This is a genomic window from Brucella pituitosa, assembly GCF_965577835.1.
Taxonomy (GTDB): Bacteria; Pseudomonadota; Alphaproteobacteria; order Rhizobiales; family Rhizobiaceae; genus Brucella; species Brucella pituitosa.
Genome location: NZ_OZ264092.1, coordinates 1,084,490 through 1,103,405 on the forward strand (window position 1 = coordinate 1,084,490; position 18,916 = coordinate 1,103,405).

Sequence of the window (18,916 nt, forward strand, 5' to 3'; positions counted from 1 at the left end):
GATTACACCTTTTCGACTTCAGGACGGCCAAGAATGCCGGACGGCATGAAGATGAGTACGATGGCAAGGATCGAGAACGCGGCAACATCCTTGTAATCGATCGAGAAATAAGCCGACCACAAAGCCTCGATGAGACCGATCAGCAAACCGCCAACAACAGCACCCGGCAGCGAGCCAATCCCGCCAAGAACCGCGGCCGTGAACGCCTTGACGCCGGGGATAAACCCGTCAGCAAACGAAATCACGCCGTAGAAGGAGAGATAAAGCGTACCGGCAACAGCTGCGAGCATCGCACCCATAACGAAAGTCAGCGAGATCACACGGTCGACATTGATACCGAGCAGTGACGCCATCTTGCGATCCTGCTCACAGGCACGCTGCGCACGACCTAGGGACGTACGATTGACGATATACCAGAAGATCGTCAGCAGCACCGCCGTCACCACAATGACCACGATCTGCTTAAGCGAGATCGTCACATCGGTTCCGAAGAGACTGTAAGAGCCATTGAGCAATTGTGGCACCGGCTTGTTGCGCGGCCCCTGCGTCACCTGGACGAAGTTGGACAATGCAATGGACATACCGATTGCTGTAATCAGCGGTGCCAAACGAAACGACCCACGCAGAGGCCGGTAAGCCGCTCGCTCAATCGTCCAGCTCCAAAGCCCCGTCAGAAGCATTGCAACAACCATCATAAGGAGCAGCATGAGCGCGATTGGCAACGCCCCTATGAATGTTGTGATGATTAGAAAAACAATCAGCGCCATAAAGGCGCCGAGCATGAAGACATCGCCATGCGCAAAGTTGATCATGCCGATAATGCCGTAGACCATCGTATAGCCGATGGCGATCAGGCCATAGATCGACCCGAGCGCGAGCCCGTTGATCACCTGCTGGAAGAAATATTCCATCTAGAAGCCACCCATTTTACTCTACCCGGTTTTATTGCCGCATCATTATTTCGTGCGACTTCATTTTTTCCCGGATAATTACACCTAACGGCTGTATAAAGGAATGCAAGCCCCTTTTGTCTCAGACAAAAGACTAATGACTTCCCTCCTCCACAAACTAGTTATGTCCCCTAAAAAGGGCCCTGTATATATTTTTTTCTCCTACCCAGGGCCGCTTATTCCATAGTTTCCCCAACGCGTCACAGACAAAAAATAGGGAGTTTCCCCCTATTTTTGCCTACCGTACCCGTTTTACGCAACAGTAAACCCGTGCGCAAACGGATCGCGATCATCAATGAAGATCGTATTGTAGCCTGTCATGCGTGCCCAACCCGCAATAGAAGGGATGATTCCCTTGCCTCCAGCGACCTCCACAGCACGTTCCACCCGACCGTGAAACAGCGACCCAATAATGGATTCATGCACGAAATCATCACCTGGTTTTAGCTTGCCTTTGGCCGCAAGCTGCGCCATTCGGGCCGAAGTGCCCGTGCCACAAGGCGAACGATCTATCGCTTTGTCGCCATAAAAAACAGCATTGCGCGCATGCGCTTCAGGATGCGTCGGCTTTCCCGTCCAGAGAATATGCGTCAGACGATTGATGTCCGGCAGATCAGGATGCTGGAAATTATATTTCTCGTTCAAACGCTCGCGCAGCACCGGACTCCATGCAATGAGTTGCAGCGCGGAATAATCTTGCATGTCCTTGTAATTTTCTTGCGGATCGACAATTGCATAGAAGTTTCCGCCATAGGCAACATCGACCTTGAGCATCCCTAAATCGGGGCACTCCACTTCCAATCCTTCCGCATAAAGGAAGGCCGGAACATTGGTGAGGCGCACGCGATCCACATATTGGCCGTTCTGCTCATATTCAATCGACACAAGACCAGCAGGCGTATCGAGATTGAGCTTTCCCGGCGTCTTGGGCGTTACAAGACCTTGTTCAATCGCCATAGTCACGGTGCCGATGGTGCCGTGTCCACACATCGGCAAGCAACCTGACGTTTCAATAAACAACACTGCGACATCGCAATCCGGTCGTGTCGGCGGATAGAGGATGGAGCCCGACATCATGTCATGTCCACGCGGCTCGAACATGAGGCCGGTGCGGACCCAGTCATACTCGCGCAAGAAATGTGCGCGCTTTTCCATCATGTTGGAACCTTCAAGGTTCGGCCCGCCACCAGCCACCAGACGCACTGGGTTACCGCATGTATGTCCGTCGACGCAGAAAAAAGAATGTCTTGCCATGATGGTCAGTTCCGAAAACGTTGTGGCTTGAAAGGTTCGATATCGACAGCCGGTGCAGAACCTGTGATGAGATCACAGATAATCCGCCCTGTCGCTGCTGATTGTGTGAGGCCGAGATGGCCATGGCCGAAACCATAGTAAATATTGCCACCTGAAGATGCACGACCGATAACTGGCATGGAATCGGGCAGTGAAGGACGATAGCCCATCCATTGCCGCCCGCCCTCAGTCTTCAGTCCCGGCAAAAACATAGAGGCTTTTTTCAGCATAGCGCTTGAGCGCGCAAAATTTGGCGGCAATTGAAGGCCTCCAAATTCCACCGCTCCACCCACGCGCAGACCGGTCGCCATTGGCGTGATGACAAAACCATGCCCGGGGAAGGTCAGTTGGCGCATCACATCGAAACTGCCAACCGGAAGCGTCGTATTATAGCCGCGCTCCGTATCAAGCGGAACGGTATCGCCAAATCCCTGAGCTAAGTTCCGCGACCAGGCACCCGCCATAAGCACAAGATGCGAGGCGTCGACTTCCGTGCCATCGTCAAGCCGAACAACCGCGCCACCATTGTGCTTTTGTGCATTGACCACCTTCGCCTGCAGGAAGCGCGCACCCTTGGTTTCGGCATAGGCCCATATGGCCTGACCGAACAATTTCGGATCGCTGACATTCTTCCAGCCGGGAACGAAAGTGCCGGCTACAAAGCGTGGATCGAGACCTGGTTGCAGTTCCTTCAACCGGCTCCCACGCACATGTTCATAGGCAATGCCCGCCTTTTCGCGTGCATCCCAGCCGGGTTGCGATGCAGCAAGTTCTGCTTCACTTTCATAAAGTTCGAGATTTCCATCTTCACGCAGCCTGTCACGCAAACCCGCACGGTCAATCAGGCCGAGCATCTCACTCTCGGCAAGACGCATCATGTTGCCCTGAGCGACGGTCGTCTTTTCGAGCGCCTGCGAACTACTTGCGCGCCAGAAGCGGTAAAGCCACGGGATCATTTTGGGGAAATAGGAAGGGCGGATTGTGAAAGGCCCGAGCGGGTCCATCAACCACCCGGGAACCTTGCGCATCACGCCCTTTGAAGCCATCGGCAGAATATCGGAAAATGCAAGGGCTGCAGCATTGCCGGAACTTGTTTCCTCGCAAATGCCGCTGCGGTCGATCACAAGAACATCGCGACCCTTTTCGGCAAGCAACGCAGCAGTGGCTACACCGACGATCCCGCCACCAATGATGACAATGTCGTGCTGCCCCTTTGTATCAGAATTCATAAATGCACGGCTCCCGACCGGTCTGCTGATATTCGTCTCAATTGGCTACTCTGATCTATTTTCGCGCCAGTTGCACTGATTCTGTCGATCCATTTTTTGGAATGACACCATGCTAAAAGCTCGCTATCGATGATAATCGCGCAGTACCCGTATTCTTGTTATTTTGCGACGGCATAGCGCTCTTCATTGATATATCAGAGATATATCTGTAGGGTTCAAACCTGTCAATTGCTATCATTAAAAGGCTTAGATCTGCATGGAACATGCGAGCGTCCACGACAAGACAGCAAAAAATAGCGCAACTCTTATTGATAGCTGGGGCAGTGAAAGCCTCGCCGAACAGGCCTATCGCGTTCTGGAGCGCTCGATTGTGACGCTTGAACTGGAACCGGGTGCAATCGTCAACGAACGTTCCCTGATCGAACTGACCGGAATGGGCCGAACCCCCATTCGCGAAGCGATCCAACGCCTGGCCTGGGAAGGACTGGTAGAGGTTCGCCCACGTTCTGGCATTGCAATCGCACAAATTGATCCCACGGATTTCACCAAGGTTCTGGATGCGCGCGAAGGTGTTGAGCGCGTACTGGCACGCGATGCTGCGCGTTTTGGCAGCGCACGCGACTACGAGCGACTGAAGGCTGCAGCAGACGCCATGCGTCAGGCCATACCGTCAGAAGATGTGTCCCTTTTTCTGGATGCGGATAAAGCATTCGATATCGTGCTTGGCACAGCAGCAAGCAATCCTTACGCCGCACGTCTCGCGGCTCCCCTGCAAACGCATAGTCGCAGATTCTGGTTCAGACTGCGGCCATCAACCGGCATAACCGGCTCCGCCAATGCTCATGCGACATTGATAGAGGCCATCGTATCCCGTGAACCGGAGCGCGCCAGCGACACGGCCAGCGAATTGATGGCCTATCTTCGCACGCTCGCACCATAAGGTTTAATGTGCATCCTGAAGAATGCGAAACGACTTCCGAACGTGCGTTAAAGCAGACCAGCAGAGCACTGGTAAATCAGACCGCGCTCAACGAATTGCGAGCATGCGCCAAGGCGTTAACGCCAGCCGCCGTCGTTGCTCTTGTATCGAAAATGAGACCATCGTCTGTATTGATGTCATTGACCGCACTTGCATACAGATGCCGGGTACCATGCCCCATATCCATCGTCTGAACTGAGGCGATCGAAAGAACGGCCAAAAGACCCAATACAGCTTGCGACGAGTAACGCATCTCCAACGCTCCGCCATGAACTTTAATAAGTTAAATTAAGCGGTCGCTCATGTTCGAAAAATGGCAGGGATCGATCAAAGTCTGGGCGGTAATTCACAAAACCGCGATCCGTTCAGCCCGAACGGGTAGGAATAGTTCGGATCGAGCTTAGAGCGCATCCCAAAAAGGGTGAAACGGTTTTCGGACAAAGATGTGCGTTAAAACAAATATTTAGAGCGCCGATCTGATCCAACCAGATCGAAACGCGCTCTAAAGCGTCTTGTTCATAGAATCCGACATTTTGCGCATAACATGAAGCGCCGTGCTCAGATCTTCATCACTGATGCCTTCGAGCAAATCAGCACGAACATCACCAGCAAGCTTAACGACTTCCTCAGCGAGCTGCTTGCCCTCTTCGGTCATCATAATGCGCTTTGCGCGGCGATCACCTTCTACCGCCTGCCGTTCTACGAAAGCCTGACGCTCCAACCCATCGATCAAACGAACCATAGTGGCGTTTTCGATCTCAAGCACTTCTGCCAGTTCTTTCTGGTAAAGCCCTTCCTGTTCGATCAGCGTCAGCAAAGTACGCGCACGTGCCAGTGTAAGACCCCGTTCCTTGACGCGAGCATCAAACAACGTGCGAAGCCGGCGATTGACCTTCGCCATCGCGTCGATCATCTCTGCACTCAGATCTGCTCTGCTCATCGTGAAAGCCTTATATTAGTAACCTAACAATTAACTATTGAGATAAATGGCCAGCACACGGTTTTCAAGCGATCATACTAAACTCACGCAAGCGTGATGGTATAAACCGGCCCATCAATCACCTATACGTAAGATAATAAAAAAGCGGACCGAAGCCCGCTTTCTCAAATTCTGTCTTAATAGGAAGCCGAAGCCTAACCTTTTCAGGCCGGCAGAACAGTCCCCTGCAGCGTCATCAGCTGATGCAGAAAAATCTCTGCTTTTGTGCGATGTTCGTTCGTCGAAGCATCTTCAAGATGCTTGCGAGCAATTTCAATACGCTTCTGAATATCGGCTGGATCGACGTCATCAACATGCGTGGCGGATTCAGCCAAAATGGTGCAGCCCTGCGGCGTGATATCGGCGAAACCACCAAACACCACATAAGCGTCAGACTTGCCGTCGCTCAGCTTAACCGAAACGACACCCGGCATGATCGTCGTCATCAGCGGCGAATGACCTGCGAGAGCCGTCAGGTAGCCTTCACTGCCCGGAATGACGACTTCCGTCACCTCAGCCGAAAGCAGGAGGCGTTCTGGCGACACGAGTTCGAATTGGAAAGCTTGAGCCATGGTTCTCACTTAAATTTCTAGAGCTTGACCCCGAATGCAAAACGGCATCCGGAAAAGATCATACTCAAACAAATGAACAGGCATTTTCGGCGGGCTTGAAAACCCGCCGAAAACTCAATTCATTAAGCGGCTTCAGCAGCCAGCTTCTTTGCCTTTTCGATCGCTTCTTCAATCGAGCCAACCATGTAGAAGGCTGGTTCTGGAAGATGATCGTATTCACCTGCGCAAAGGCCCTTGAAGCCCTTGATGGTGTCAGCGAGATCAACCAGTTTGCCTGGCGAACCGGTGAACACTTCAGCAACGAAGAATGGCTGCGACAGGAAGCGTTCGATCTTACGAGCGCGCGCTACAGTCAGCTTATCTTCTTCCGACAGTTCGTCCATGCCGAGGATGGCGATGATGTCCTGAAGCGACTTGTAGCGCTGAAGGATCGACTGAACCTGACGTGCAACTGCGTAGTGTTCTTCACCAACGATCATTGGATCGAGCATACGCGATGTGGATTCCAGAGGATCCACAGCCGGGTAAATACCCTTTTCAGCGATCGAACGGTTCAGCGTCGTGGTCGCGTCCAAGTGAGCGAACGACGTTGCTGGTGCAGGATCGGTCAAATCGTCGGCAGGAACGTAAATTGCCTGAACCGAAGTAATCGAACCCTTGGTCGTCGTGGTGATGCGTTCCTGCATCTGGCCCATGTCGGTTGCCAGCGTAGGCTGATAACCCACAGCGGATGGAATACGGCCGAGAAGAGCCGAAAGTTCCGAACCAGCCTGCGTGAAGCGGAAGATGTTGTCCACGAAGAACAGAACGTCCTGGCCCTTGTCACGGAAGTTTTCAGCAACCGTCAGACCCGACAGAGCAACGCGAGCGCGCGCACCCGGAGGCTCGTTCATCTGACCGTAAACGAGTGCGGCCTTCGAGCCTTCACCGCCACCGAGCTTGTTAACGCCCGATTCGATCATTTCGTGGTAAAGGTCGTTACCTTCACGGGTACGTTCACCAACGCCTGCGAATACCGAGTAACCGCCGTGCGCCTTGGCAACGTTGTTGATCAGTTCCATGATGAGAACGGTCTTACCAACGCCCGCACCGCCGAACAGACCAATCTTACCGCCCTTTGCGTAAGGAGCAAGAAGGTCAACAACCTTGATGCCCGTTACGAGGATTTCAGCTTCGGTCGACTGTTCGATGTACTCAGGAGCTTCCTGGTGGATCGCGCGACGCGCAGTGGTCTTGATCGGACCTGCTTCGTCAACTGGCTCACCAATAACGTTCATGATGCGGCCGAGCGTTTCTTCGCCAACCGGAACCATGATCGGGTTGCCCGTGTCGCGTACTTCATGACCACGAACCAGACCTTCGGTCGAGTCCATAGCAATCGTGCGAACGGTGTTTTCGCCCAGATGCTGCGCAACTTCAAGAACCAGACGGCTGCCGAGGTTGTCGGTTTCCAGCGCGTTGAGGATCAGCGGAAGCTGACCGTCTTCGAACTGTACGTCGACAACAGCGCCGATAACCTGAGTGATCTTGCCTACTGCGCCAGTCTTTGCAGCCTTTGGAGCTGCGTCGGACTTAGCGGCGGCTGTCTTCGCCGGAGCCTTTTTGGCTGGAGCTTTCGCCGCTGCTGGCTTCGCTTCGGCCGCGGCGGTAGTTTTCGGGGTCGCTGCTTTTGCCATCGATCCTTTACCTTCCGTTAGCATGATCCCGAAAAGTTGCAGACTTTTCGGGGAAAATCATGCGATGAACCTTAACTCTAAAGCGCTTCCGCGCCCGAAATGATTTCGATCAGTTCCTTGGTGATCTGAGCCTGACGCTGACGGTTATACGTGATCGACAACTTGTTGATCATGTCACCGGCGTTACGCGTCGCATTGTCCATCGCGCTCATCTTCGCGCCCATTTCGCCCGCCACATTTTCCAGCAGAGCGCGGAAAATCTGGACCGAAATATTGCGCGGGATCAGCGTGCTCAGGATCGCCGCAGGATCAGGTTCGTACTCATAAATCGCATCGCCTGCAGTATCCGCCTGCTCAGCACCACCAGCCGAAGCCGGAATGATCTGCTGTGCGGTCGGAATCTGTGCAATCACCGATTTGAACTCGGAATAGAACAGCGTGCAGACATCAAATGCGCCCTGTTCAAACAGCTCGATGAGCTTGTGGCCGATCTGATCGGCATGCACAAAAGCGAGCTGTTTGACTTCACGCAAATTGACATGGTCGATGATCAACGAAGCAAATTCACGACGCAGAATATCTGCACCTTTTTTGCCGATCGTCAGAATCTTGACCGTCTTGCCTTCAGCGAGGAGCTTGCGGGCATGATCACGCGCATAACGCGCAATCTGCGAGTTGAAACCGCCGCAAAGGCCACGTTCTGCAGTAGCGACGACGAGCAGATGCACGTCGTCCTTACCTGTACCAGCCATCAAAGCCGGTGCATCTTCACCGCTCACGTTCTGCGCGATGTTAGCGAGAACGGCGCCCATGCGCTGCGAATAAGGCCGTGCAGCCTCCGCAGCTTCCTGGGCACGGCGCAGCTTCGCCGCGGCGACCATCTGCATCGCCTTGGTGATTTTCTGCGTCGCCTTGACCGAGGCGATACGGTTTCTCAGATCCTTTAGTGAAGGCATCCGTTCATCCCGTCACAAAATTCAAGCGAAAGACTTGGCGAACGCGTCGACCGCTGCCTTGAGCTTTGCTTTGATGTTGTCGGTGAGTGCCTTTTCGTCGCGGATCGCGTCGAGAACATCCTTGTGCTCGGTGCGCAGCGAAGAAAGAAGACCTGCTTCGAACTTGCCAACCTGGTTGACGGCGATCTTATCGAGATAGCCATTCACGCCAGCGTAAATCACGGCAACCTGCTCTTCCGTCTTGAGCGGCGAGAACTGTGGCTGCTTGAGAAGTTCGGTCAGACGTGCACCGCGGTTAAGCAGACGCTGGGTCGAAGCATCAAGATCCGAACCGAACTGAGCAAATGCTGCCATTTCACGATACTGGGCGAGTTCACCCTTAATCGAACCGGCAACCTGCTTCATGGCCTTGATCTGAGCGGACGAACCAACGCGGGAAACCGACAGACCGACGTTAACAGCCGGACGGATACCCTGATAGAACAGGTTGGTTTCGAGGAAGATCTGGCCGTCGGTGATCGAGATCACGTTGGTCGGAATGAACGCGGAAACGTCGTTGCCCTGCGTTTCGATGACAGGCAGAGCCGTCAGCGAACCAGCGCCGTTTTCGTCGTTGAGCTTCGCAGCGCGTTCGAGAAGACGCGAGTGCAGATAGAAAACGTCGCCTGGGTAAGCTTCACGGCCCGGAGGACGACGAAGCAGAAGCGACATCTGACGGTAAGCAACAGCCTGCTTGGAAAGATCGTCATAGCCGATCAGAGCGTGCTGGCCATTATCGCGGAAATATTCGCCGATCGCGCAGCCTGCGAATGGTGCAAGATACTGCATCGGAGCCGGATCAGAAGCCGTAGCCGCGATCACGACGGAATATTCGAGTGCGCCACGTTCTTCGAGAACCTTAACGAACTGAGCAACAGTCGAACGCTTCTGGCCGATAGCGACATAGACGCAATAAAGCTTTTCTTTGTCTGGGCCGTTGTCGTGGATTGGCTTCTGGTTAAGGAAGGTATCGAGAATGATCGCGGTCTTGCCGGTCTGACGGTCACCGATGACCAGCTCGCGCTGACCACGACCAACAGGGATCAGAGCATCAACAGCCTTGAGGCCGGTCGACATTGGCTCATGAACCGACTTACGCGGAATGATGCCCGGTGCCTTGACGTCGACGCGGCGACGTTCGGTAGCAACGATTGGGCCTTTACCGTCGATTGGATTGCCGAGAGCATCGACAACGCGGCCGAGCAGGCCAGGTCCGACTGGAACGTCAACGATCGCGCCGGTACGCTTGACGACGTCGCCTTCCTTGATGTCACGGTCGGCACCGAAAATAACCACACCGACATTGTCGGTTTCGAGGTTAAGCGCCATGCCGCGAATACCACCAGGGAATTCGACCATTTCGCCAGCCTGAACATTGTCCAGACCGTAAACGCGGGCGATACCGTCGCCGACGGACAGAACCTGACCGACTTCGGAGACCTCAGCCTCCTTGCCGAAGTTCTTGATTTGCTCTTTCAGGATAGCGGAAATTTCCGCGGCGCGGATGTCCATCAGCCGACCTCTTTCAGTGCAAGCTTGAGAGAAGAAAGTTTAGTGCGAAGGGACGTGTCGATCTGACGCGAACCCATTTTGACGACAAGCCCGCCGAGGATCGAAGGATCGACGGTGACATTGATCGTCACGTCCTTGCCGGCCACGCTCTTCAGCGTTGCCTTCAATTCGTTTTGCTGAGCGCTCGTCAGCTCATGAGCAGAGATAACATCGGCGGAAATTTCGCCACGATGTTCGGCTGCAATCTCACGGAAAGCGGCGATGATGCCCGGCAGCGCAAAAAGGCGACGGTTAGACGCCACGACGCGCAGGAAATTGCCGACGAGACCCTTGATGCCAGCTTTGTCAGCAATCGCGCCAATGGCGTGAAGCTGGTCTTCAGCATTGAAGACCGGGCTGGAAATCAGACGCTTCAGGTCTTCGCTTCCGCTCAGAAGCGCCTCAAAGCGGCCAAGATCTTTTTCCACAGCAGCAACGGATTTTGCATCGAGCGCAAGCTCAAACAACGATCCGGCGTAGCGCTGTGCGACACCTGAAATGAGCGAAGACGTTTCTGCCACGAACAACCTGCTCTCTACGTTGAAACCATCTTTTTGGGAGTTCAGCAGGACCAAAAGGCCCAAGCAGATGATTTTATTGAATGTTTCCGGGGAACCCCTGACGCGCGAGCGCGACAACACCGAAATGTGATTGCCGTCTAGCATAGACGAACCGGACTCGCAACACGCGAATCCCGCACTTTTGTGTAAGTTTTGCCGCAATTTTAGGTTAGAAAAGTGCTAACCAAGCCCACTAATACAGCAAGGTGCTCTTTAGCGCAGCAATCCGGCTTCAGCTGACGAAGCCAAAAGCATAAAGCAAAGGTCCGGCAGCAAGCGCAAACTCGATGACGGCAGCGATGATATTGTAGAAAGTTGCGCCCTTATCCGACATCATCGAAATGAAGCGCCCGAACAGAGCAAATCCCCACGCAGCGCCAAGAACAACCCATAAAAATGGCTGTGCAAAAATAAGGCAGCCAAGCCCTATCCCCAGATAGGGACCAGCCAGCACCGCACGAATGGAGCTGTAAGCTTCCGGGCGCGCATTGATCGGCTGAAGCCGCATCAGTTTCATGGTAATACCCGGTGCAAACAGCATAACGATGCCGGCAAAGGCAGTTACGACTGCCGCGCTCCATGCGAGCCATTCGCCGGTCGTGGCGGGAAGATAGAATTCCATCGTATTTTACCCTCTTGGTTTTAGCCGTAATAGCGAAAAACCCGATGCGTTTCCATAGGCTCCGAACTTACAGGAAGCTCTGCGGATCAATATCCACCTGCACTCTTATAGAACCGCGCTCCTTAGGAGCAGCAGCCAGCAATGCCCGGATAAACCCTTGAATATCCGCTCGTTTTGTACCGTGGACGAGGATACGGAACCGATGCCGACCACGTACCAGCGCGAGCGGCGCTTCCGCTGGCCCAAGCACTGAAATCTCAGGCGACGCAGGCGCTGCACGGCGCAGTGCCCGTGCATGATTTTCAGCATCGGGTCGATTATCCGCCGAGATAATCAATGCCGCAAGGCGACCAAATGGCGGCAAAACACTGCGCTCCCGCTCTTCGATTTCGCGGGCATAAAATGCTTCCGAATCGCCACTGACGATAGCACGCATCACCGGATGATCCGGCTGATAGGTCTGCAAAAGCCCCAGACTTTTGCGACCCGTACGCCCCGCACGACCTGTCACCTGATTGAGCAACTGGAATGTGCGCTCAGCGGCGCGCGGATCACCATTCGCAAGCCCGAGATCGGCATCCACCACGCCCACCAGCGTCATGTTGGGGAAGTTATGGCCTTTCGCGACAAGCTGCGTGCCAATGACGATATCCGCCTCACCTTTGGCAATGGCATCAAGCTCAAGCCGCAAGCGTTTCACACCACCGGCCATATCAGACGAAAGCACTATGATTCGCGCCTCAGGAAAGGTTGCCGCCACTTCTTCTGCAATACGTTCGACACCCGGACCACAGGCCACCAGATGATCAAGCGTACCGCATTCAGGACAGGCTTCCGGCACCGGCTCATGATAGCCGCATTGATGGCACATGAGCTGCCCACGAAAACGATGCTCGACCAGCCAGCTTGAACATTGCGGACACTGGAAACGATGACCACAGACACGACAAAGCGTGAGCGGCGCATAGCCACGCCGATTAAGAAACAGCAGAGCCTGCTCACCCCGCTCAACCGTCTTGCCCACAGCTTCTGTAAGCGCTGGCGATAAAAACCGTCCCGGCGGCGGCGGAGAGCGCCGCATATCAATGGTTTTGAGTGTCGGCAGTGCTGCTTCCGCATAGCGACCATAAAGCTTGATTCGCTTGTAGCGGCCCTGATCGGCATTGACCTGGCTCTCGATAGAGGGGGTAGCTGATGCCAAAATGACCGGGAAACTACCTATATGGCCGCGAACCACCGCCATATCGCGCGCATTGTAGAAAACGCGGTCTTCCTGTTTGTAAGCCGGATCATGTTCTTCATCGACCACGATCAGCCCAAGCTCTTTGAACGGCAAAAACAGTGCAGAACGTGCACCGGCCACGACACGCACTGTGCCTTCGGCTACTTGTCGCCAAACACGTTCGCGGGTGCGTGGTGCAAGATCGGAATGCCATTCGGCGGGCTTTGCGCCAAAACGATCGTGAAAGCGGTCGAGAAACTGCTGCGTGAGTGCGATTTCGGGCAAAAGAATCAGCACCTGCTTGCCCTGATCGAGCGCCTTGGCCACCGCCTCGAAGTAGACTTCCGTTTTGCCCGAGCCTGTCACGCCATCGAGAAGCGAAACCGAAAAACAATCTGCCTCAACCGATTCGGCCAGCATTTCGGCAGCAGCCTGCTGGTCTTCCGAAAGTGTTGCTCGCGCATAATCAGTATCAGGCGTTGCCACCACCGCGGGCGGAGGCAACATCACCTCTTCAAACACGCCCTGCGTTTTCAGCCCATCGACGACAGTCAGTGAAACGCCTGCTGCATGAGCAAGGCCTGAGCGCGTCCATGCGAGTCCATCGCGTGCCAATTCCATCACGCGGGCGCGGGCATCGGTCATACGTTCCGGCTCGCCGCCACTGTAACGAAGACCTGGAACTGCAGGTTCCGGATCAAAGGCTGCAGGCGCACGCAGCACCATACGTGCCACCATTCCGGGTGGTGAAAGTGTGTAATCCGCAGCCCAGCGCATGAAGCGAAGCATTTCGCTATCCACGGGCGGACAATCAAAAACCTGTGAGATTGCGCGAAGTTTTTTAGCGTCCACCGCATCGGTCGCGCCATCACAAACGATTCCCGCAACCTCACGCGGCCCCAATGGGACGCGCACGATCGAGCCGGGCTGGACACGCATTCCCTCCGGCACCATATATGAATAAGGCCGCTCAGCGGGCATGGGTACAAGCACCGGCACCACACTCGGAGTGGGTTCCGCAAAGAGGCCCAAAATATCGTGCGAATCTTTCGACATGATTGCGTGACCTTGGCGTGGCTTTGCGCTAAAGAAAAGCCACCTTCCGGGAATTAAATGGATTTAGTTTCCCACAACACCCGCGCTCATTATGGAGGAACGCTGTTATGAAGTTTTTCGTCGACACTGCGGACGTCAAGGAAATCCGCGAACTCAACGATCTTGGACTGGTCGATGGCGTGACCACCAATCCATCGCTGATCCTGAAATCGGGCCGTGATATTCTTGAAGTAACGAAAGAAATCTGCTCCATCGTCAAGGGTCCGGTTTCGGCTGAAGTTGCTGCGACCGAATACGAGCAGATCATGAAGGAAGCAGCAGTGATTGCCAAGATCGCAGACAATATCTGCATCAAGCTTCCACTCACGCTCGACGGCCTCAAGGCTTGTAAGGCACTGACGTCCGATGGTCACAAGACCAACGTGACACTCTGCTTCTCGGCCAATCAGGCTCTGCTCGCTGCTAAGGCTGGCGCTACGTTTGTTTCGCCATTCATCGGTCGTATCGATGATATGGGCGTCAACGGCATGGAACTGATCGCTGAAATCCGCACCATCTTCGACAATTACGATTTCCGCACCGAAATCCTTGCGGCTTCGGTTCGCACCGTAAACCACGTCAAGGAAGCTGCCCTCATCGGCGCAGATGTCGTTACCGCACCTCCGGCAACGCTCAAGGCACTCGTCAAGCATCCGCTGACCGACAAGGGCCTCGAAACCTTCCTTGCCGACTGGGCGAAGACTGGCCAGAAGATCGCTTAAAGCAGATCGCTTAATCAAGCTTATCGATTGATGCAAAACGGCGGATCATTGATCCGCCGTTTTTGTTTATCCCAACTCTGTTTCGCCATCATGCTTGGCGACACGGATCGGCCTGCTGCCACAATATTCGGTAATCGCCTCGGCCAGCCGGGCTGAATGCGTCACCACCCATATCTGACTGCGCTGAGACGCCTGCGCAATCATCTTCGCAAGCGAAGGGATCATATCCGGGTGCAGGCTTGCTTCTGGTTCGTTCAATGCTATCAGCGGCGGCAAACGATAAGACAAAAGCGCGCCTGCAAGCGCGAGCAGACGTATCTGTCCGTCGGACAACTCGCCCGGACGAAAAACGCGCGGCGGAAAGGCCGGAAAGTTGAGGCCGAATGTTGCCGTTTCTTCGGGATATGGAATGACGAGCTTTGCGCCCTCCAAGGCATCGGCAATCAGACGATCAAGATCGACCGTATCCTGACGGATATGCGCAAGCGTCGCAAAGACTGAGGCGAGGTTACTGCCATCTTCATCGAGCATCGCAGCGGTTGCCGCAATTGCTGGCTGACGCACCGGCGCATCGCGATCACTTCTGAAACCGTGATAAAACCGCCAGCTACGCAATCGAGCAGATAAATCGCCGATTTCCGGATAGTGCCCCGACTGACCGAGAACCGCGAGACCACTTTCGGAAGTAAGCAACCTTGTCGGATGCTCCATCCGCCGCCCTTCCCCATCGCGTGCAAAAACGGCCGGGCCTTTGCGATCCATCAGGTCAACGGGCCGACGTCCAGTGTCGAGATTGAGCTGCTCCTCCTTGATCTGCGGCTCAAACGGAAAAGCACCGGATACCGGCGGCGGCAATCCTGCCTCAACCCTATAAGACAGACGCGATGCAAGCCGCTCATCTTCAAATTCAGCCTCAAGAATGATTCGCGCTGGTTCATGCTTGCGCCGAGAGCCACTCCACATAGCCGATTGCATACCGCCCTCACGCACGATCTCCGTCGAGAATGTGCCTTCAGCGGCTGCCTTCACCAGTTGCAGGGCACGGTAAAGATTGGATTTTCCAGCGCCATTTTCACCGACGAAAACCGTGACCTGCCCCAGATCAAACCGGACAGACCGAAGCGAACGATAGCCTTTTGCCGTGAATGAAACGAGCCGCATGATTTCCTCTGACTATGCATCGTACTTTCCAAAAGGACGCACGGCGCTTGAATAGAAAAGGCGGCACAAGATGCACCGCCTTTTCAAATTCAATCAAGCTGATTTGCTCAGAGCTTCGACATCTGCATCGCAAGCGAGAGGAATATCTGTTCTGCCAGCTCTTCCGCTGCACGCTTGGTGGCGTCGCGTTGAGCGCGCAGGTTAGCAAACTCCTGCCGTGGGCGATCGAAAGAGGCACCAGCCGTGCGCGTACCAGAGACAAGAGGCTTGCCGTCCTTGTCACGCAATACATAGTTCGATGTCGCCTTAACGATACCAGCCGATGGACGACCGGTACGATCCGTCTGATCGCCGATATCCACACTCACTGCATTCAGCGTATAGGTGCTCAAACCAAGGCTGAGGCGATAATTTGGAGCTGCAGGTTCACCTGCTCCACCGCCGAGCAAAAAGATCAGACGGTTACGAACCTGCTGCTGAAACACATCGCCAGCCGGATCAATCGCCACCGACGCAAGCTTGCTGCGCATATCCGGTGTGACACTGCCACCGATTGTGCCACCGGCACCACCCGACGAATAAAGCGGTTGCACGGTACAGCCCGCGATCAGAACCGCTGCCCCCAGAGCAGCGATTGCGACGCGGAAAGCCTTGAATGCGGAAATGAGGCGATCAGGCAACGACATTGACGATCCTTTGCGGCACCACGATGATCTTCTTCGGCGAGCCCCCATCGAGCGCAGCCTTGACAAAGTCAAGTTCGAGCACCGCCTGCTGGATTGTAGCTTGATCAGCGTCGCGGGCGATTGTCAAATCCCCACGCTTCTTCCCGTTGATCTGCACCGGCAAAACGATCTCGTTTTCCACGATCATCGCTGCATTAAACGATGGCCATGCAGCCGTTGCGGCCAGCGTGTCCTTGCCGGTGATTTTGCCGCCGAGTTCAGTCAGGCACTGTTCAGCCAGATGCGGCATCATCGGTGCAACCATCAGAACCAGCATTTCGGTGGCTTCACGCAAAGCCCCCTTCAACTGATCGTCAGCCTTGCCGGAGGCGGCCAGTTGCAACGATGCTGCGAGCGCATTCACCAACTCATAAAGACGTGCAACCGCACGATTGAAAGCGAGCTTTTCAATGTCGTCGCCAACGGCCTGAACGGCCTTGTGCGCAGCCTTTGAAATAGCAAGCGCGTCGCCGTCCGTGCCAGATTTCGGCGCAACGTCTTTCAGCGCAGGTGCTGCTTCAGATACCAGACGCCAGACACGCTGCACGAAACGATGCGCACCTTCCGCTCCGGCTTCCGTCCAGATCACATCGCGCTCTGGCGGACTGTCGGACAGCATGAACCAGCGTGCCGTATCTGCGCCGTAAGAAGAGATAATGTCGTCGGGATCGACCACATTCTTCTTCGACTTCGACATCTTCTCAATCGAACCAATATCGACCGGAGCACCGCTATCAAGCATGGTGGCTACGCGCTTGCCGTCAACGTCTTCAATGCGAATATCGGCAGGCGCCACCCACTGACCATCAGACTTATAGGTCTCGTGAACCACCATGCCTTGCGTGAACAAGCCCTTGAATGGCTCATCGATACCAACATGACCGGCCACTTTCATGGCGCGGGTGAAGAAGCGCGAGTAGAGCAGATGCAGGATCGCGTGTTCTACGCCACCAATGTACTGATCAACCGGCAACCAGCGATCCGCAACAGCACGATCCGTCGGCTCGTTTTCCCAAGGGGCCGTAAAGCGCGTGTAGTACCACGACGAATCGACGAACGTATCCATCGTATCCGTTTCGCGACGGGCTTCGCCGCCACATTTCGGGCACTTCACATGACGCCAGGTCGCATGACGGTCGAGCGGATTGCCCGGACGGTCAAACTCGACATCATCCGGCAACTTGACCGGCAGATCGGCGCGCGGCACCGGATTGACGCCACAGCTTTCGCAATGGATCATCGGGATCGGGCAGCCCCAGTAACGCTGACGCGAAATGCCCCAGTCACGCAGACGGAACTGCACCTTGCGGCTTGCCTGTGGGCTATTGTCGAGGCTGGTCTGTTCCAGACGGTTCGCCACTTCATTGAAGGCGGCTTCCGGTGTCATGCCGTCGAGGAAGCGTGAATTAATCATCACACCATCGTCGCCATACGCCGTATCGGTGATCGCGAAAGTCGCAGCATCTTCGCCTTTCGGCATCACAACAGGCACAACCGGCAGGCCGTATTTGTTTGCGAAGTCAAGATCGCGCTGATCGCCAGACGGGCAGCCGAAGATCGCCCCCGTGCCATATTCCATCAAAACGAAATTGGCGACATAGACGGGCAATTCCCAGTTCTCATCGAACGGATGCCGAACCTTAACGCCCGTGTCGTAGCCCTTCTTCTCTGCCGTTTCGAGTGCCGCCAGCGACGTACCTGCCTGATGGCATTCGGTGATAAAATCGGTCAGGGCCTGATTGCCCTCAGCCAGCGTTCTGGCCAACGGATGATCGGCAGCGATTGCCAGGAACGATGCGCCAAACAGCGTGTCCGGGCGTGTCGTGTAAACTTCAACTTCTGAGAAGCCGGCAGGGGCAGTCTTAGCGTCCAGCGCGAAACGAACCTGCAAGCCTTCCGACTTGCCGATCCAGTTGCGCTGCATCAGACGAACCTTTTCCGGCCACTGGTCGAGCGTATCGAGACCGGCCAGCAATTCCTCGCTGAAATCGGTGATCTTGAAGAACCACTGTGTCAATTCACGCTGTTCGACCAGCGCACCCGAACGCCAGCCACGACCGTCCACCACCTGCTCATTGGCAAGCACGGTGTTGTCGACCGGATCCCAGTTCACCTTGGACGTCTTGCGCGTCACCAAACCCTTTTCGAAAAGGTCGATGAACAGCATCTGCTGGCGATGATAATATTCAACATCGCAGGTCGCAAATTCACGCGACCAGTCGAGCGACAGACCCATCGACTTCAACTGGCGCTTCATCGTGGCGATGTTCTGATAGGTCCATTCTTTCGGATGTACCTTGTTCTGCATGGCAGCGTTTTCAGCAGGCATACCAAACGCATCCCATCCCATCGGATGAAGCACGTTGAAACCTTTGGCGCGCTTGTAGCGAGCGACCACGTCACCCATCGCATAGTTGCGCACATGGCCCATGTGAATGCGCCCCGATGGATAGGGGAACATTTCGAGCACGTAGTACTTCTCGCGGGGATCGCTGTTGTCGGTTTCGAAAGTCTGGTTTTCTTCCCAGATTTTCTGCCAATGTGCTTCCGCCACGCGCGGATTATAACGTTCGGCTGCCATGAGC

Annotated in this window: 17 protein-coding genes; 2 read left to right on the forward strand and 15 right to left on the reverse strand. The window is 54.9% G+C overall.

The window, feature by feature from the left end; all coding sequences use genetic code 11:
- Nucleotides 1–2: 2 nt before the first annotated feature.
- From ACSME1_RS05255 to ACSME1_RS05265, 3 genes are all read right to left on the reverse strand, one after another.
- Nucleotides 3–911, reverse strand: a complete 909-nt coding sequence (locus tag ACSME1_RS05255) for a branched-chain amino acid ABC transporter permease (RefSeq protein WP_024895790.1) — start codon at nt 909–911, stop codon at nt 3–5.
- 291 nt (nt 912–1,202) lie between these two features.
- Nucleotides 1,203–2,204, reverse strand: a complete 1,002-nt coding sequence (locus ACSME1_RS05260) for a 4-hydroxyproline epimerase (RefSeq protein ID WP_024895791.1) — start codon at nt 2,202–2,204, stop codon at nt 1,203–1,205.
- Nucleotides 2,205–2,209: 5 nt separating this feature from the next.
- The gene (locus ACSME1_RS05265) at nt 2,210–3,472 is read right to left on the reverse strand and encodes an NAD(P)/FAD-dependent oxidoreductase (RefSeq protein ID WP_024895792.1); all 1,263 of its coding nucleotides are present in this window, start codon (nt 3,470–3,472) and stop codon (nt 2,210–2,212) included.
- 256 nt (nt 3,473–3,728) lie between these two features.
- On the opposite strand from ACSME1_RS05265, the gene ACSME1_RS05270 reads away from it, so the two are divergent.
- Complete coding sequence (locus tag ACSME1_RS05270; protein WP_024895793.1) at nt 3,729–4,412, forward strand: GntR family transcriptional regulator; 684 nt, start codon at nt 3,729–3,731, stop codon at nt 4,410–4,412.
- A gap of 76 nt (nt 4,413–4,488) precedes the next feature.
- Here ACSME1_RS05270 and ACSME1_RS05275 read toward each other — a convergent pair whose 3' ends face one another.
- The 9 genes from ACSME1_RS05275 to ACSME1_RS05315 all read right to left on the reverse strand — a co-directional run bounded on the left by ACSME1_RS05275 (nt 4,489) and on the right by ACSME1_RS05315 (nt 13,684).
- The gene (locus ACSME1_RS05275) at nt 4,489–4,704 is read right to left on the reverse strand and encodes a hypothetical protein (RefSeq protein WP_105706873.1); all 216 of its coding nucleotides are present in this window, start codon (nt 4,702–4,704) and stop codon (nt 4,489–4,491) included.
- A gap of 249 nt (nt 4,705–4,953) precedes the next feature.
- Nucleotides 4,954–5,391, reverse strand: a complete 438-nt coding sequence (locus ACSME1_RS05280) for a MarR family winged helix-turn-helix transcriptional regulator (protein ID WP_105706874.1) — start codon at nt 5,389–5,391, stop codon at nt 4,954–4,956.
- A gap of 203 nt (nt 5,392–5,594) precedes the next feature.
- The gene (locus tag ACSME1_RS05285; protein ID WP_024895796.1) at nt 5,595–6,002 is read right to left on the reverse strand and encodes a F0F1 ATP synthase subunit epsilon; all 408 of its coding nucleotides are present in this window, start codon (nt 6,000–6,002) and stop codon (nt 5,595–5,597) included.
- Between the two features lie 122 nt (nt 6,003–6,124).
- Entirely contained in the window at nt 6,125–7,678 is a 1,554-nt protein-coding gene (gene atpD, locus ACSME1_RS05290; RefSeq protein WP_024895797.1) for a F0F1 ATP synthase subunit beta, read from the reverse strand.
- A gap of 77 nt (nt 7,679–7,755) precedes the next feature.
- Nucleotides 7,756–8,634: a F0F1 ATP synthase subunit gamma gene (locus ACSME1_RS05295; RefSeq protein WP_024895798.1), complete on the reverse strand. Its 879-nt coding sequence runs from the start codon at nt 8,632–8,634 to the stop codon at nt 7,756–7,758.
- A 21-nt stretch (nt 8,635–8,655) separates the two neighbouring features.
- Nucleotides 8,656–10,185, reverse strand: a complete 1,530-nt coding sequence (atpA, locus tag ACSME1_RS05300; RefSeq protein ID WP_024895799.1) for a F0F1 ATP synthase subunit alpha — start codon at nt 10,183–10,185, stop codon at nt 8,656–8,658.
- Nucleotides 10,185–10,745, reverse strand: coding sequence for a F0F1 ATP synthase subunit delta (locus ACSME1_RS05305; RefSeq protein ID WP_024895800.1), 561 nt, complete (start codon nt 10,743–10,745; stop codon nt 10,185–10,187). Before ACSME1_RS05305 ends, atpA begins: the two co-directional genes overlap by 1 nt.
- Before the next feature lie 271 nt (nt 10,746–11,016).
- Complete coding sequence (locus ACSME1_RS05310) at nt 11,017–11,406, reverse strand: AGROH133_08824 family phage infection protein (protein ID WP_024895801.1); 390 nt, start codon at nt 11,404–11,406, stop codon at nt 11,017–11,019.
- A 67-nt stretch (nt 11,407–11,473) separates the two neighbouring features.
- Nucleotides 11,474–13,684, reverse strand: coding sequence for a primosomal protein N' (locus ACSME1_RS05315; RefSeq protein ID WP_105706876.1), 2,211 nt, complete (start codon nt 13,682–13,684; stop codon nt 11,474–11,476).
- A 107-nt stretch (nt 13,685–13,791) separates the two neighbouring features.
- On the opposite strand from ACSME1_RS05315, the gene fsa reads away from it, so the two are divergent.
- Complete coding sequence (gene fsa, locus ACSME1_RS05320) at nt 13,792–14,445, forward strand: fructose-6-phosphate aldolase (RefSeq protein ID WP_100558561.1); 654 nt, start codon at nt 13,792–13,794, stop codon at nt 14,443–14,445.
- Between the two features lie 66 nt (nt 14,446–14,511).
- Here fsa and ACSME1_RS05325 read toward each other — a convergent pair whose 3' ends face one another.
- From ACSME1_RS05325 to leuS, 3 genes are all read right to left on the reverse strand, one after another.
- Entirely contained in the window at nt 14,512–15,606 is a 1,095-nt protein-coding gene (locus ACSME1_RS05325) for an AAA family ATPase (RefSeq protein ID WP_105706877.1), read from the reverse strand.
- Nucleotides 15,607–15,713: 107 nt separating this feature from the next.
- Nucleotides 15,714–16,292: an LPS assembly lipoprotein LptE gene (gene lptE / locus ACSME1_RS05330; RefSeq protein WP_024895805.1), complete on the reverse strand. Its 579-nt coding sequence runs from the start codon at nt 16,290–16,292 to the stop codon at nt 15,714–15,716.
- Nucleotides 16,279–18,912 carry a leucine--tRNA ligase gene (gene leuS / locus ACSME1_RS05335; protein WP_105706879.1) on the reverse strand — a complete coding sequence of 878 codons (2,634 nt, stop codon included), beginning with the start codon at nt 18,910–18,912 and terminating at the stop codon, nt 16,279–16,281. Before leuS ends, lptE begins: the two co-directional genes overlap by 14 nt.
- Between the last annotated feature and the right edge of the window lie 4 nt (nt 18,913–18,916).